Raw genomic sequence first — 16,692 nt, forward strand, 5'->3', positions numbered from 1 at the left:
GATGTAAAATACTTCACTAAAAATATAACAATAGCACCAACTAAAACGTTCAATTAACGATTTGATGGCCAAGACCCCTGCATTTTCCTTAATTGAATAATTTGGCCTGTATGATAAGCATTATGAAGCATGATGTCCAGTAATTTCTTCTCAAGTGAATTTTGTTCAAGCTCTTTTTCGGAAATTGCGCTCAATACCTGTCTTAAATTACGCTGAGCATTTTCAGAACGTTCAACGACTTCCTTCCATTCCGTGTCATCATTAGATTGCTTAGTAAGATAAAAAGTGTCATTACCGTCAAGATTATGTGTCCATTCACGGCCTTCCAAGTTTGCAGCAAGCCTCTCTTTGTAATAAATGAGATGATTAACGCTCTCCCAAATGGTATTCGTTGCCTCACCATATGGTTTCCACATAGCCTGTTCGGCTGTAAGTCCTTCTATAGCATGTTTAAACGGTGCATACCAACTCTCTTTATCGAATGTTGAATCTAGTACGTTTAATAACAAGTCAATTCGTTTCAAAGTAATTTCCTCCCTACACGGTTCAAGTTTTAATACAATCCTTATAACTCTGTAGAGATTCTACATGTTTAAATAAACTTCCTCCTGAGCTCACTCCACAAACTCGTCCGATTATGTAATGAAAATGACTCACATTTTTTCACTTTACACGTATACTAGAAACCAAAAAAGAAGAGGCCCTTCCGTAGCAGCCTCTTTCATCTATTTCGGAAGCTCCACCTGAACAGTAGTCCCTTCCCCTTTCGTACTATACACTGAAACGTTTCCGTTATGCAGTTCTACAATCTTCTGTACAATCGATAATCCTAAACCGCTACCTTCTACGTTTCTTGCTCTTGCTGTATCTACTTTGTAAAAACGATCAAATATACGATCCATTTCTTCTTTTTCCATACCAATTCCGTTGTCTGATATATAGATCATCACACTTGATTCTAATTCTTCTACAACAAATTCAATCGTTCCGCCGTCGTTTGAAAACTTAATACTATTCGTAAAGATGTTACTCCATACTTGATGAAGTAAGTTTTCATCGCCTTGTATTGTAATGTCTGGCACATCAAATTCAACAGCGATATCTTTTTCACGCCATTTCCATTCGAGCATAAAAATGACGTCTTTAATTTGCTTCTGCAGATTAAATTCTTTTATTTGCAATACTTTCTCTTCTTTGTCTAAAGAAGCGAGCGTAAGTAACTGTTTACATAAACTAGACATTCGCTTACTTTCGCCCTCAATAATTTGTAAGTAATGGTTTCTTTCTTCTTCACTCATCTTTTCTGTTTGCAATGTTTTCGAAAAACCTTGTATGGATGAAAGTGGCGATTGAAATTCATGTGAAACGTTCGAAACGAATTCTTGTCTCATTTCATCTAACTCTTTTATACTTTTCGTCATCTTTTGGAAGCTTGTAGATAACGTACCAATTTCATCTTTTCGTTTTACATCTAATTCAATTTCATATTTACCACTCGCAATTTTTTGCGTAGCCCTCGTGAACTTACGAATTGGGCGAATGATATACCCTGCTGCAATCGCAATAAAAATAATACTTAATAAAACGATAAACCCTAGTAATACCGCTAGAAAAATTCGCATCTCACCAAATTGTTGCTGAATGTCAGGACGAATGAATAAAGCGTACTGTTTATCACCATGTTTTACCGGCACACCGACACTATTAATTAATTCATTATCGAAAAACCCCGTAATAAAGAGGCGTGTTGGATATGTAGAAACGCCGTTAAACGTTTCCCCTTGCAATACTTTACGAACGGTGTCATCACTAATTGTCGTCTTACGAAACGCATTGCCAATACGCTTTCCGTTCTTTTGATCATCGACAATATAAATTTCATATCCTAATTTCGCGATAGACTGTAAGTACGCCTCTTGATTTTCTTCACTTTGCTTTTCATATAACGATTTTACTTCTTCCGCATACATTAAAATCTTTTCACTATTGTACGGTTTTAACTTCACTTGATAGTATACATTTGTTAATAAAAAACCGATAATACTGCTAAGTAGCATGATTCCAACCGTCATAAAAACAAATCTAGAGTATAATGATTTCATCTTATTTCAACTCCAACTTATAACCGAGTCCGCGTACTGTCGTAATTTGAAAATCATCCGTTCGTTTTGAGAAACGATCTCTCAGTCGCTTCACATGAACATCAACTGTTCGTTCGTCCCCTTCAAAATCCATTCCCCATACTAATTCAATTAATTCTTCTCTTGAAAATGTCCTTCCCGGATAACTAGCAAGTTGTGATAATAACTCAAATTCCTTTAATGGAAGCAGAATCGTTTGACCATTACACTTTACTTCGATACCTTTACGATCAATTGTTGTTCCATGAAGTGTAATAATATCAGCACTCAGCATTTGATAACGACGCAGTAATGCCTTCATACGGAAAATGACTTCAGCTGGTTCAAATGGCTTTACAATATAATCGTCCGTACCAGAAATGAATCCTTTTTCTTTATCAACTAACTGATCTTTCGCAGTTAATAAAATAACCGGTATATCATGATACTTCCGGATTTCTTCACATAACGTATAGCCATCAACAAACGGCATCATAATGTCTACTATCGCAAGGTGAATATTCTCTTTCTCTAATACGTCTTGTGCTACCTTTCCATCTTCTGCTTCAAAAACTTTAAACCCCTCTTTTTGCAAATGGTAATGTAACAATTCTCTAATATGCTTATCATCATCAGCTAATAAAATATGTATCATCTTCATTAAACCCTCTCTTGTTCATCCTTCTACATCCTTACCTTAAGAAACAATTGGATTTTTTGCAAGAAAAAGAAAAACAAACCAACATTTTAAGATAAATAAAAAGAATCTATTTTGAAAAAAGATTATTCAAAATAGATTCTTACGTTTTAGTATTAAGATTATTTTAATGAAAAGTAATTTCTATGCTTTAGAAATATCTACGAATCCTTCTCCAAATACGTCACGAACATCGTGTATAGCAATGAACGCAGCCGGATCTGTAGTTTGAACAATCCGTTTTAGCTTGACTACTTCTTGCTTATTAATAACAACATAAAGAATTTCCTTCGGAGTTTTCGTGTAATAGCCATGACCTGAGTACACAGTAACCCCTCTGCCCATTAAGGTAGTTACCTTCCCAGCAATTTCATTCGGGTTATCAGAAATAATCGTAATGGCTTTCTTCGGATTTAAACCTTCAATTACAAACTCCATCACTTTCGTTGCTACATATAGCATAATAATTGTTATCATCAGTTTTTCTGCACCAATGATGAAATAAGATGAAAACGCAACAATTAAATCGAAGAACAGTAGACCGTAGCTAATGCTCCATCCTAAATATTTATGCGTCATCCTTGCTAAAATGGTAGTACCTGCTGTTGTTCCGCCAACGCGAATAATAAGACCAATCCCGCACCCAATAAATATTCCTCCGAAAATGGCATTTACAAGCATTTCATCCGAAGCAATCGTCCAACCTCCTGTCAAATGAAGGAATAGCGAATTCGTAACTACAGCGATAATCGTATAAATTGTTGTAATCTTATTCAAAAATTTATAACCAGCTATTAACAAAATCGCATTTAAAATTAAGTTAACTAAGCCTGGTGACCATTCAAATAAATAATACGTAATAATCGTGATACCAGTTACTCCACCCTCACCAAACTCGTTCGGGATAACAAACAAATTGACACCTAACGCAAATAGAAATGCACCAATAATAATAAAAATAATGTCTGTCGTTCTTTTTTTCATACAGTACCTCACTTCTTATGTAAATATTTATTCTGTCATAAACTCTCACCATTATATCGTGGAATATTCAAATCGAACAGTGGTTTATTTTTATTTTAATATAGGATGATAAAACAACTTTATCCTATATCCACATGTAATTTAAAAAGTAAAACAACTGTATTTATTATGTACTACAAGTAAAGTTTTGATTTCACATGCAGTTGATGCTAAAAAATGAATATGAACACTCACTCGCACAAACTTCGAATACAAAACAAATAGGCGAAGCTATAGAATAGACTTCGCATCAAACATTTGATCCCAGAGATTTATATTCATACATTCCAGAAATAAATTTACTTATCTTTCTCCATATATTCTTTAATCTTTCGTTCTTCCCACTCTTTTCCGAATATCCCAACTGGAAAAGTTGTCAAACCGTGTATAACGATACCGATCCCCCAACCTGCAAGTGGATATACAAACCATAATTTACTTGAATCAGAGCTTATATTTATAATAAAAAGCATTAAGTTCACTAGTATATAGACCGTTAAATGAATATAAAACGCTTGTAAATTCTCTACCCTTTTTTTAGCTCGTAAATAAACCTCATCTCGCTCCACCCTTAAACACCTCTTTTCATATTGTTTTTTTCACCTTCGCTCCAGTATTAACATCATATTCTAATCAGAAATCCGTTATTCTCAAAAAAACATAAAACAAAAAAGTACCCATCGAATTATCATACATATGATGATTCGATGGATACTGCATGATACATTTGTTATTTACAAGCGTCTAATTAAGACCAAATCCAAACATCATCATTATTTTCAACGTCGCTCTTTACCTCATGAACTTTTTCAATGTTGTCCGTTGTGTTCCAGTTAATAGAACTTCCGCCCCATCCTACAAACTTCATATCAATTTTTACTTTCTCACCCGTATGAAATACTTGTCCCTTCGTTAAGAAAACATCAATAATAACTTTCTTCCCGTTTAGTGATGGATACTCAACTACGACATATTTAGTAGAACCTTCTCCTTCCTCTTCCCTCGTTCCTACTTTTGATACTTCCCCAATCACATAATCAGGAGAACCATCTTCTTTCATGTGCATACCTAATTTATGTGACGTATTTTCAACTGAATTTGCAATCATATATTCCGTGAAATTACGCATCATAGATCCAGTAACTTTTACTTCATCTCCTACTTTCACATTTGAAAGGGAATCCATATACACACTAACAGGTTCCTCATATTGCTTAGATTTTACGACAATTACACCGTTATCTACTTCTATTACTCGTCCTTCTAACGTCGAGAAATTGGATTCCATAGAAGCGGCACTCGCTTTTGACAGTTCTAATCCTGGTAAATTCGTTCCTGATAATGCTGCGATTCCTAAAGCACCTGCTAAAATTATTTTTTTCATACCCATATGTAACCTCTCCATTCATGATGATTATATTTTTTGATTGGATACGACCAACCTGTAACCATTATAGTTACAGGTTGTACAAAATAGCAACTATCTTTCTTATGCAATGTTGCATACTGTAACTTTTAAATATACTCAACACTAAGACTGAATTCTTAAATACTGGCAGGTAAACGGATTAATGATGAAGAAAATAATGTGATGCATCATATTTTTTCAATGCTACAGTTTGTATAATCGTAGTCCATTACATTATGTAGGAGCGGAGTTAATATGTTAAAGAAACCAAAGAGATTACAGGCAGGAGATATTGTGGCAACAGTAAGTCCTTCATGGGGAGGCGCAGGCGATTCTGAGATAAGATGGCGTTATGAACAAGGAGTAAAAAGATTAGAAGAAGTTTTCGGTCTTACGGTTATCCCAATGCCAAATAGTTTAAAAGGTAGCGAATTCATTTATAACAATCCACAGGCTCGTGCGGAAGATTTAATGACAGCTTTTAAGGATACGCGCGTGAAAGCAATTATTGCGAATATTGGCGGTGAAGATAGCATCCGCTTACTTCCTTATATAGATTTTAATGTAATACGTGAAAATCCGAAAATTTTTATGGGGTACTCTGACGTTACCGTTTCACACTTGTTTTGTCATAAAGCAGGAGTTTCCTCTTTTTACGGTCCAGCCATTTTAACTGATTTTGCCGAAAATGTAGAGATGGATCCATATACAGTTGAAATGGTAAATCGGACTCTCTTTTCAAATGAGACAATTGGCGAGATTCAACCAGCTCCTGAATGGACAAGTGAGCGTTTAGAATGGATAGAGGTAAATAAAGATACAAGGCGTACGATGCAACAAAACAATGGCTATGAACTACTTCAAGGCTCTACTACCGTACAAGGACGCTTAATTGGTGGTTGTATAGAAGTATTGGAATTTGCAAAAGGTACGGAGCTTTGGCCTGAGAAAAAATATTGGGAGAATCGTATCCTTTTCTTTGAAACTTCTGAAGACCATCCAGAACCAAGCTATATAAAGTATTGGTTACGAAATTATGCAGCACAAGGCATTCTGCAAAAAGCAAGGGGCATCATTTTTGGTAAACCAAAAGACGAAATGTATTATGAAGAATATAAACATGAAATACTGCAAGTTATGAAAGAACATAATTTAGAAGATTTGCCGATTCTTTATAATTTAAATTTCGGCCATACCGAGCCAAAGTTTATTTTACCTTACGGCGCAATGGCAGAAATTGATTGTGAAAATGGATCTTTCTCTATTTTAGAGAGTGGCGTGGAATAAAGGAAAACTTTAAATAAGTATAGCCATTTTCCTGATCCTACAGAAAAAATAGCGTGTTTTTTCATTTTAGAGAGTATTTTATTTTGGTTAGCTTGATAGCGCCATGAAAGGACCCCAATAAATAAAATCACTCCTATGAGATATAACTGTGAATTAATACTTTTTAAAAGTATATAATTGGAGGGAGATTACGTGTATGGAAGTAACATTTACAGTAAGTAAATGGGATGAAAAACTAATCGATGATACTAGAAAAGATTTCCCTATCAATATTGCCCATGTTGAATATGATATTGATGGTGAATTAAAAGGAAAAGCTTTTGTTGAATACTTGTTATATTATTTAGACTCAAATATAAATGATGGTCACTTGGCTACTGCTAAAATTTCTGGATTTTTACACTTTGAAGGAATTTATAAGGGGCAACAAGGGACATTTACAGCTATAGAGCAAGGAATATTTGATAAAGGAAATCTAGATTCCCCAGGAACAATTATTAAAGCTACTGGTAACTTAGAAAATCTGAGAGGGTCCTACCATTATCAGTTTACAGGTCAAACTAGTAAACTGATTTTAGAGTTTGAATTTTAGCAAAATATCCTATAATTTAGTGGAAAGGACATTTCTTGTAATACTAGGAATGTCCTTTTTTTGTTGACGAGCTTATTCAACTATTCTTCTATTAGTTAAGAAAAGAACAGAGTATATTACATAACGTCTTATTATCAGTATTCAACGATGCATAAAATTTTCGTTATGGTGGAATTAAAAATCTAAGCTCGAGAGGCATGTGGCCCCCACCTATTCATTACTTTTCCTACTAACTAAAGAATAATCCCAGAAAAACTCCCCTTCATAACTTCTTTTTCAAGTTGATTCCTACATACAAACATCGCAATAATCTTTGTACGATTTTTTTCATCAGGCTCAAATTGTTCAATGGTTACGTCACAACGAATCGTATCACCGCTAAACACAGGACGTAAAAATTCAAAATCCATCTTGCGAGCTAATACGTTATAATCACCGCCAATTTTTGTAGGCAATGTTGATGTTAACAGTCCTTGTACAACGAATCTCCCCTGCTCATCTGTTGTAACATGATGAACACCTTCATCTTTCGATACTTCCGTAAATAACGCAACATCTTCTTTTGTAAAAGCTCGTTCAAAGGTGATTTTTTCTCCTACTTTCAATTCCATCCATACCCCTCCTCAAAAACACTTTTAACATAAGAAAAACCGAAACTATAATCATTTCGGTTTTTCAATCTAACAAAGTCTATATTTACTTTAAAGAATGTACAAACAACCCACTACGCAGTTTCGGTTCAAACCACGTTGATTTCGGCGGCATAACTTCTCCAGCGTCTGCGATTGCTAATAAAGATTCCATTGATGTCGGATATAGTGAGAACGCTGCTTTATATTCACCGCTATTTACAAGGCGTTCTAGTTCTTCTAATCCGCGGATTCCTCCTACAAAATCGATACGTGAATCAGATCGCGGATCATGTATTTCAAGTACTTGGCTTAATAAATGATCTTGCAGAATAGATACATCTAAACCTTTCACGAGATCATTCGCATCAAATGTTTCCTCTTTCACATTGAGCTTATACCATTTCTCGTTTACATACATTCCAAATGTTTTTGGCTCATTTGGTTTATACGGAGAAACAGCTGCTTCTTCTACATAAAAGTATTGTGCAATTTGCTTTAAAAACTGTTCTTCTGATAAGCCGTTTAAATCTTTCACAACTCGGTTATAGTCCCAAATGGATAATTCATCGTGAGGGAATAATACAGATAGGAAGAAATTAAACTCTTCTTCTCCTGTGTAATTCGGATATTGTTCTCTTCGCATGATCCCTACTTTTGCAGCTGATGCAGAGCGGTGATGTCCATCTGCAATATAAAGATTAGAAATATCTTCAAATGCGTTTACTAAAGTAGCAATTACATCCTCATCAACTATTTTCCAGGCAACATGCTCCACGCCATCTTCTGCTGTAAATGTATAGATTGGCGCATGTTCTTCTTTCCAGCTGGCAATGAAACGCTTTATCTCTTCTTTTGTACGATACGTTAAAAAGATAGGACCCGTATTTGCATCACACACATCTACGTGACGAATACGATCTAGCTCTTTTTCATGACGCGTTCTCTCATGTTTTTTAATTGTATCATCTTCATACTCATCAATAGATGTACAAACGACAAGGCCTGACTGCGTTCTTCCCTGCATCGTCAGTTCATAAATGTATAACGCTGGCTCTTCGTCTTGAATGAACACTTCTTCTCGTATAAATCGATTTAAATTTTCACCCGCTTTTTCATATACACGATCATCGTACGGTGAAAGTGCTGGGTCTAAATCAATTTCTGCTTTATCAACGTGTAAGAAAGAATACGGATTCCCTTTTACAACCTCTCTTGCCTCTTTACTATTTAATACGTCATACGGTAAAGCTGCAACTTCCGCTGCTTTTTCTTCTACTGGACGAATGGCCCGAAACGGTCGGATTTTTGCCAAGTTTTCCTCTCTCCTTTACACAATCATTCGAACGGCTACAACACCTGTAATTTTGCTTATATTTTCCACAATATTCTCTTTTATTATATCATCAATTCCGTTATCAATATCAATCATTGTATACGCCCAAGAATGTTTACTACGATTAATCATATCCGCAATATTAATATGATGTTCTGCTAAACATCCTGTAATTTGTCCTACCATGTTCGGAACGTTTTGATGCATAATCGTAATTCGTTTTTTCCCGATATACGGCAGTTCGACGTTTGGATAGTTTACTGAATTACGAATATTTCCTGTCTCTAAATATTCACGTAATTGGCGCGCTGCCATGATCGCACAATTTTCTTCCGATTCAGACGTAGATGCACCAAGATGAGGCGTCGCTGTTACATTTTTCATCTTTATCACATTTTCATTCGGGAAGTCTGTTACGTAATGCGTAATAACATCTTCTTCTAACGCTTTTTGAAGAACATTTTCATCTACAAGTTCTCCTCTAGAGAAATTGAATAAACGCATACCTTTTTTCATCTTCTCTACAGCGTGTTCACCAATAATTCCCTTCGTTTGATTCGTAAGAGGAATATGAAGTGTAATATAATCACATGTTGCAAAAATTTCATCTAAACTAAATGCTCTTTGCACATGTGTTGAAAGGCGCCATGCAGTTTCAACTGAAATGTAAGGATCATATCCGACAACGTCCATTCCTAAAGCTAACGCATCGTTCGCAACTAAAGCACCGATTGCACCAAGGCCAATTACACCTAGACGTTTCCCTGCAATTTCTGATCCAACGAATTGTTTTTTTCCTGATTCAACAAGCTGCGGTACTTCTTCACCCTCTAAATTTTTCGTCCAGCTTACACCGTTAATAATGTTACGTGAAGACATAATAAGGCTGGCGATAATAAGTTCCTTTACTGCATTGGCATTCGCTCCTGGTGTATTAAATACTACAATCCCTTTTTCTGTACATCTCTCGACAGGAATATTATTTACACCAGCACCAGCTCTTGCAATCGCCTTTAAGTCTTTTGAAAATTCTTCTTGGTGTAAAGAATAGCTGCGAAGTAAAATACCGTCTGGGTGGTCCATTCTATCCCCTACTTCATAACGCTCTCCGTCAAGAACTTGCAAACCCTTTTTCGCAATTTGATTTAACGTTTGAACACGAAACATATCCCCATCTCCCTATCTATTCTCAAGCTCAAATTCCTTCATATAATTTACTAATTGCTGTACACCGTGTACTGGCATCGCATTGTAAATACTTGCACGCATACCACCGACTGAGCGATGTCCTTTTAACGTAACAAGGCCGTGTTCTTTCGCTTTTTGTAAAAACTCATTGTTCAGCTCTTCTGACTGTGTTGTAAACGGAATATTCATAAGTGATCGATACGTAGGATCAACTGGTGAAGTAAACAATTTTGATTCATCTAAGAAATTGTAAAGAAGTGAAGATTTCATTCTATTCTGTTCTTCAATCGCAGATACCCCGCCTTGCTCTTTCAACCACTCTAATACAAGTTTCGTTACGTAAATACTAAAGGACGGCGGTGTATTATATAAGGAGTTATTTTTGCTGTAAGTTTCATAGTTTAACATTGTAGGACAAGAGCGTTCTGCTCCCCCAATTAAATCTCTTTTTATAATAGCAATCGTTAAGCCCGCTGGCCCTAAATTCTTTTGCGCTCCCGCATATATAAGACCAAACTTCGTAACATCATATTGTTCTGATAAAATATTTGAGGACATATCCGCAACGAGCGGTACTGTATCTAAACGTGGAATGTCCACATATTTCGTACCCTCAATTGTATTGTTTGTTGTAATATGTACATAATCTAGTTTTTCATCGCCTAGTAAACCATCCAGTTTAGGAATTGTAGTAAACTTCTCTTTTTCAGAAGAAGCAAGCACTTGTACTTCTCCTACTTTTTCAGCTTCTTGCAGTGCCTTTTTAGACCATGAACCAGTCAATACGTACCCTGCTTTTTTGTACGTATTCATTACATTTAACGGTATCATAGAGAATTGTAATGACGCACCGCCTTGTAAAAACAGTACTTCATACTCATCAGGAATGTTCATTAATTCACGAAGTAGTTTACTCGCTTCATCTATAATACTTTGAAAATAAGAAGATCGATGACTCATTTCCATAATAGACATGCCTGTCCCGTTATAATTTACAAGCTCCTTTTGCACTTTCTCTAAAACTGGCAAAGGGAGTATTGATGGTCCAGCTGAAAAATTATATACTCTCTCCATCACCTTAATAACCTCCCTATTTCTCATTTTTATTAATTTTTAAACTTTCTGAATTATAACCCGAAATATAATACGTGGTCAATTTGTTTTCCACTATTACGGCGCAAGACGCAATGGAATCGCTTGCAATTGCAAACTATTTTTTATAAACATACAAAAAAGTGTTAAGTACATAATCGTACTTAACACTCTAGTAATAAAGTATAATTGCTAATTGTCCGTGAAGAACCTATCAAAAATTTGATAAATAGCAGAAAGACCAAAGAGCCAATAAATAGTGTCCACAAGCGCCGGCATAGAACCAAACCATTTCTCAACTACATTGTAATCTAACGCTACAAATAACCAATTCAAACCGCCAAGAATCACCAAAATTACTGTAAGGTAAGACAAAAATTTCATTATGATTGCCCCCTAGGTGATAAGATGGTGAAAGGCCTTTCTCTAGAAATATATGTGGTAAAATTCAAAACTTACCTATTTAATAAAAATTATTTTTGATACCAGCCATTAATAACCGTTTCGGCTTCTTTACTATGTATTTGATACGCATGTGTACTATCATTAGAGCCAATAAACCAAATAGAAAAACCTTTAAAATACGGTTTCGTTTCTAATACTTCTCGGTAAGCGCGCCATCCGTTTAATTGTACGTCCTTTGAAAACATATTAGAAACATCTGGATTCCACGGATTTTGTAATCCAAGCTCACGCGCCGGAACGTTAAATCCACCAAAATAAACGGGCTTTCCTGTTGCTTTATGTAATTGTTCCAATTGCTGCCCAACATTTTGCCCACGATTATACACTGTCGTCGCAAATAAACTTTGCTTTACTTCTTCGTATGTTGGATTTCTTTTTCCCGAAACTTCAAACCAACTATCGATACTTACAATATCAACCTTTTTTAAATACGGACGATTGATTTTCTCCTTAAACTTTGCTTCATACGAAAGATCAAAGCTTGCTGTTAACCACCAATTCATTTGATACAAAACATTTCCTTTATACTGCTTACGAACAAAATCAATCGTATCGTTCCAGTATCCTTCTGCATATTCCATGTTCACGAAATTAGAGGCAATCTTAAGTCCGTACACATTGTATTTACTCGTAATCGAATGAAAGATGTCTTGCAGAATAACCGTTTTCCAATTCCAGAAGAAATCATTAATATTACTCGGATTCCATTCCGTTTCCCCAACATTTCCTTGCTGAATATATGGGAACGGTTCCACAATAACTTGAATATTACGCTTTGATAATTCTTGAATTAAAATAATAGCCTGTTGCTTTTGCGCTTGATTAATTACCATGTTCGTAGAAGTCACGTTCGGAATATCTACCTGAATCGGTACATTTACTGTATTTAAATTTAAGCGCTCTACATCCGCTAACACTTTCGATACATTTCCAACTTCCCACACCGTTACGTTTCCTGACTTTATCTTTCCTGATTGAACAGTATTCACATCTGCCTGTACATTTCCTTGGAAACAAAAAGTAAACAACATCATACACACTCCTAAAAAACTTACTAAACTCTTATTTTTCTTCACAACTTTCCTCCTATAATTTTTGGCATTCTTGCTTATTCTATACAACGTTTCACATATATTCCATTAAAAAAAGAGTGGAATTTTCATCCATAAAAATGCTATTCATCCTTTATTCATACTAACCTCCTAAAAATAGTAAGGTAAATAAAAAGGAGCTTATTTCCGCTCCTTTTTTGTCCTTATACAATTGAAATTGTCGCCTTCCTTCTAACGGCCTAATTAAATTATATTTTTCATATAAATAAATTTTTATAATCATAAATGTATCAAAAAAATTTTATCTATATTCGCTTTTTATTTGTATTACTTTTATATTTACTTCATTCGTATTACTTTCATTTCTTTAAATATTCATGATTACACATTCATTATATTTATATATAACATCTGCCTAATTATGCTATTTGGTAAAATTCATTATTCGAGACATAATTATTGCAGTAATTAAGATAATACTAGCGGTTATCAAGCCAGATTCTCCAATCCAAATCTCAGTTTGATATCCTGTACTTGCACGTGCGAAAGGTCCTTGTATAATGGCATTCCAAGTGGTATGGATGATAACCGAAGGCCAAACGCTACCTGTGATAAGTCGTAAATAAGCTGTAATATAACTGAAGGGCACAATACAAAAATAGATGCCAAGTACTGAAAGTAGGATAGATGATCCCTCTACATATAGACCAGCAATAACAATTGGAACATGCCACGTTGCCCAAATCAATCCACTAATAAGGATAGGCCGTGAAAACTCTGCATCGACTAGCCTTGTGAGCATATAACCTCGCCAACCCATTTCTTCTCCTAAAACTGGGATTAAGTTAAGCAAACTTCCTAAAATGCCGCTCAATATTACTAGATAAATGAAACTGAATGGTTCCGGTAGATACTGAAGTCCAAGTATATTGTAGATCGGTTCTAACATACCACCTTCGGGATGCTGAAACTCCGCAATTCCGCTCAACCAGGCGATAGAATAAGTAATTCCACAAATAATCATAGGTATTAGCAGAGCAAACCCAATCCCCTTCCATATCTTTAAGTTACCGAGACTAAAAGATACATCTTTAAACCCTTCTTTCAGTATTATGCGAGTCAAAATAGAAGAAAATGCTGGGGTAAACATATATACCACAATAAGCGGCATACTTTTAGTAATTATTACTACTACATTTAAGATAATAGAAGTAATGATTAAGATACTCAGAAAGAGTTGAAGTCCTATTTTAGCACGTTGGATTTTATCTTTATTGTGAAACGATTTTGCGTGTAATATCATTGTAATCCGCCCTTCCCCTTTAATTCACTTGTTTATCGAATTTACTTCTTCTCATTTCCACAGACACAACTTAGCATAAAAATATTTTGGCATACAGATTCATTCATCTTTAAAATCCCTCCCAAATTTATAATCTAGTCTTACTTGCGACTCATCAATGTAATTATTATTTATAAGTTGTCATAGCCGATAGTACAAAAGTGTAATGATTAGTCTATGACCTGTGTCAATTAACCTTATGACAATATGTAACTAGAAAATATGATATGGGATAGATAACAATTGAATGAAGGCAATTGATACGTGCAAGTACATGAATCAATCTTGCTTTTAAAAATAATTCAATTGGGGTGGAAAAAAATGAATAAGAAAAGAATAATTGCAATGGTTAGTACAGCTTTATTAGTCACAGGATGTGGGGAAGTAGGAAACGCTCAAACGGTAGCAGTCGAAAATTCAGGTCAATCAATCCAAAAAAATATAGTTAAATCAATACAATCACAGGCTTATCCATTAAAAACGATAGAGCCGTCAAAATCATTTGAGGATTTAAAACCACTTAAGAAAATGATTGGGAGTGCACAATATGTAGGATTAGGAGAGAATACTCATGGAAGCTCTGAAATTTTCACTATGAAGTTTCGACTTGTGAAATATTTGGTTACTGAGATGGGTTTTACAAATTTTACAATGGAAGAAGATTGGGGAAACGGCTTAAAGCTAAATGAATATATCCAAACAGGAAAAGGAAACCCTAGGGAGTTTTTAAACTTGTTATATCCTACTGATGAAATTATAGCCATGATTGAGTGGATGAAAGATTATAATGCTGATTCATCCAATAAAAAAAAGATCCAATTTATTGGGCTCGACTTAAAAACGTTGGACCAAGGTAGCTTTAATAAAGTAATTGATTATGTAAGGGTACATCGACCAGATTTGCTGGCAGAAGTAGAAGAAAATTATAAAGAATTATCGTCTTTTACTGGAAGTGTACAGGAATATATGAAACTTACTCCTGAATTGAAAGAGCAGTTCAAAGCAAACGCTGAGAGAGTAGCCCGATTACTAAAAGATGAGAATGTGCAAGCCAACACAGAAATAGTTTCACCTGAGTACATCTGGGTTAAAGCAACGGCAAGTGCAATAGAGAAATTTACCACAATGCTACTGCCTAACGACTATCCAAGTATGATAAAGCTACATGAGCAATACTTGGCCGATCATGCAATGTGGGCACAAGAGACATTTGGTGGTAAAACGATGGTTTGGGCACACAATATTCATATTGCTAAAGGCATTATCGATGAGGAATTATACCCTGATGTTGCGGGGCAGTTTTTAAAGGAACGTTTAGACAATAATTACGTCACAATTGGTAGTACAACTACGGAGGGGAATTTCACCTTATACAGCGAATATAATCCTTCCACCGGGGGTAAGATTACAACGGATACGATTCCACAAAATGTAAATAGTTTTAACTATACCCTCGGAAAAGTACCATATAACATGTTTTTATTGGATAACCGTCACCTTAAAGGACAAGCAGAGAAATGGGTTAAAGCAAAAAGACCATTACTAAGTTTAGGGGGACAAATCCTCCCGAACAGTTCGTTATACTTTGATACTTCATTGCTTGAGCAATTTGATATTATTTTTCACATTCGAAAAACAAGTCCATCTCATATTAAATAAAAGTACAAAACAATCCCTTCTTGCATCTGCCAGAAGGGATTGTTTTATGGAGATTAATATAAGCATCTTTTTTAACCAGAAGTAGGTTACTCTCCCCTTTTTAGCATCATTTAGAACTGTCATATGACACTTTTACACTAGTGAGAATGACAAAAAAAGCAGTACAATTCGGTTATTACATAGATAGGAGCGATGAACTTTATGAAATCAAGATTCATCCAGAATGGTTATTTTTTATTGCTAACTTTCGTTACAGGCTTGTTTTATTTTTGTTTTTATCTAATAGCTCTGCTATTCAGCTTCACCCTTTCATTCACGGTAATTGGGATTCCACTAGTTATACGCGTACTACAGACTACTACACCTTTTATCCAATTCGAGCGCATACAGACGAAAATTTATACAGACATTTCAACAGACTCTTACGATAGAAGGATAACAATGGATACATCGAACTGGGCTCAGATGAAATTAGTGCTTACAGATCGTCGCACTTGGTCTGCTGTCTATTGGTTAATGCAGAAATTTGCGATTGGCATTATTAGTCTCATTAGTGCAACCATTTTTTATGTAATGCCACTTATGTTGCTGTTGGCACCACTACTGTATCGATACATCGAAATGAACATTATATTCATACAGATAGATACTTTTACCAAGTCACTCTTTGTAATGTTTATGGGTATAGTATGTATCGCCATAAGTATTAGAATAGTAGATGGTTTGACAAAGAAAATTGGAGGCTATACACGTAGTATGATTCGGCAACTAAATCAATAGAAATTTGCAGTCTGTGAGTAGT

17 protein-coding genes are annotated in these 16,692 nt (G+C 35.2%); 4 read left to right on the plus strand and 13 right to left on the minus strand.

All coding sequences use genetic code 11. The features are described from left to right. Positions 1 to 53: 53 nt before the first annotated feature. The 6 genes from MKX31_RS13900 to MKX31_RS13925 form a co-directional block, all read right to left on the minus strand. A complete protein-coding gene (locus MKX31_RS13900) occupies positions 54 to 524 on the minus strand; it encodes a DinB family protein (protein WP_340981003.1) in 471 nt (156 codons plus the stop codon). A gap of 201 nt (positions 525 to 725) precedes the next feature. After that, complete coding sequence (locus MKX31_RS13905; RefSeq protein WP_098102896.1) at positions 726 to 2,102, minus strand: sensor histidine kinase; 1,377 nt, start codon at positions 2,100 to 2,102, stop codon at positions 726 to 728. A gap of 1 nt (position 2,103) precedes the next feature. Beyond that, on the minus strand, positions 2,104 to 2,781 hold the full coding sequence (locus MKX31_RS13910; protein ID WP_081257291.1) for a response regulator transcription factor: 678 nt from the start codon (positions 2,779 to 2,781) through the stop codon (positions 2,104 to 2,106). A 180-nt stretch (positions 2,782 to 2,961) separates the two neighbouring features. Beyond that, entirely contained in the window at positions 2,962 to 3,801 is an 840-nt protein-coding gene (locus MKX31_RS13915) for a YitT family protein (RefSeq protein WP_340981004.1), read from the minus strand. 338 nt (positions 3,802 to 4,139) lie between these two features. After that, positions 4,140 to 4,409, minus strand: a complete 270-nt coding sequence (locus MKX31_RS13920; protein WP_000438999.1) for a 2TM domain-containing protein — start codon at positions 4,407 to 4,409, stop codon at positions 4,140 to 4,142. 179 nt (positions 4,410 to 4,588) lie between these two features. After that, positions 4,589 to 5,230: an ATP F0F1 synthase subunit alpha gene (locus tag MKX31_RS13925; RefSeq protein WP_064475812.1), complete on the minus strand. Its 642-nt coding sequence runs from the start codon at positions 5,228 to 5,230 to the stop codon at positions 4,589 to 4,591. Positions 5,231 to 5,503: 273 nt separating this feature from the next. Here MKX31_RS13925 and MKX31_RS13930 point away from each other — a divergent pair, with 273 nt between their 5' ends. Further along, positions 5,504 to 6,535, plus strand: coding sequence for a S66 family peptidase (locus MKX31_RS13930; RefSeq protein ID WP_064475813.1), 1,032 nt, complete (start codon positions 5,504 to 5,506; stop codon positions 6,533 to 6,535). Positions 6,536 to 6,731: 196 nt separating this feature from the next. After that, a complete protein-coding gene (locus MKX31_RS13935) occupies positions 6,732 to 7,127 on the plus strand; it encodes a DUF3224 domain-containing protein (RefSeq protein WP_000454078.1) in 396 nt (131 codons plus the stop codon). 233 nt (positions 7,128 to 7,360) lie between these two features. Here MKX31_RS13935 and MKX31_RS13940 read toward each other — a convergent pair whose 3' ends face one another. The 7 genes from MKX31_RS13940 to MKX31_RS13970 all read right to left on the minus strand — a co-directional run bounded on the left by MKX31_RS13940 (position 7,361) and on the right by MKX31_RS13970 (position 14,192). Further along, positions 7,361 to 7,738, minus strand: a complete 378-nt coding sequence (locus MKX31_RS13940) for an enoyl-CoA hydratase (protein WP_340981005.1) — start codon at positions 7,736 to 7,738, stop codon at positions 7,361 to 7,363. Between the two features lie 85 nt (positions 7,739 to 7,823). After that, a complete protein-coding gene (locus MKX31_RS13945; RefSeq protein WP_098111616.1) occupies positions 7,824 to 9,071 on the minus strand; it encodes a DUF1015 domain-containing protein in 1,248 nt (415 codons plus the stop codon). A gap of 15 nt (positions 9,072 to 9,086) precedes the next feature. Continuing rightward, positions 9,087 to 10,259, minus strand: a complete 1,173-nt coding sequence (locus tag MKX31_RS13950) for a 3-phosphoglycerate dehydrogenase family protein (protein WP_340981006.1) — start codon at positions 10,257 to 10,259, stop codon at positions 9,087 to 9,089. A gap of 12 nt (positions 10,260 to 10,271) precedes the next feature. After that, complete coding sequence (serC, locus tag MKX31_RS13955; protein ID WP_064475979.1) at positions 10,272 to 11,354, minus strand: 3-phosphoserine/phosphohydroxythreonine transaminase; 1,083 nt, start codon at positions 11,352 to 11,354, stop codon at positions 10,272 to 10,274. 210 nt (positions 11,355 to 11,564) lie between these two features. Beyond that, entirely contained in the window at positions 11,565 to 11,756 is a 192-nt protein-coding gene (locus MKX31_RS13960) for a DUF378 domain-containing protein (protein ID WP_000670800.1), read from the minus strand. Positions 11,757 to 11,845: 89 nt separating this feature from the next. Further along, on the minus strand, positions 11,846 to 12,913 hold the full coding sequence (locus MKX31_RS13965; protein WP_340981007.1) for a glycoside hydrolase family 113: 1,068 nt from the start codon (positions 12,911 to 12,913) through the stop codon (positions 11,846 to 11,848). Positions 12,914 to 13,313: 400 nt separating this feature from the next. After that, positions 13,314 to 14,192 carry a CPBP family intramembrane glutamic endopeptidase gene (locus MKX31_RS13970; RefSeq protein WP_340981008.1) on the minus strand — a complete coding sequence of 293 codons (879 nt, stop codon included), beginning with the start codon at positions 14,190 to 14,192 and terminating at the stop codon, positions 13,314 to 13,316. A gap of 360 nt (positions 14,193 to 14,552) precedes the next feature. On the opposite strand from MKX31_RS13970, the gene MKX31_RS13975 reads away from it, so the two are divergent. Both MKX31_RS13975 and MKX31_RS13980 read left to right on the plus strand, forming a co-directional pair. Then, positions 14,553 to 15,890, plus strand: a complete 1,338-nt coding sequence (locus MKX31_RS13975) for an erythromycin esterase family protein (protein WP_064475821.1) — start codon at positions 14,553 to 14,555, stop codon at positions 15,888 to 15,890. Between the two features lie 201 nt (positions 15,891 to 16,091). Beyond that, positions 16,092 to 16,670 (plus strand): sensor domain-containing protein, encoded by a 579-nt coding sequence (locus MKX31_RS13980; protein ID WP_088047160.1) that lies wholly within the window; start codon positions 16,092 to 16,094, stop codon positions 16,668 to 16,670. The last annotated feature ends 22 nt before the right edge of the window (positions 16,671 to 16,692 follow it).

Origin of the sequence: Bacillus sp. FSL M8-0063 (assembly GCF_038005545.1) — a bacterium.
GTDB lineage: Bacteria > Bacillota > Bacilli > Bacillales > Bacillaceae_G > Bacillus_A > Bacillus_A wiedmannii.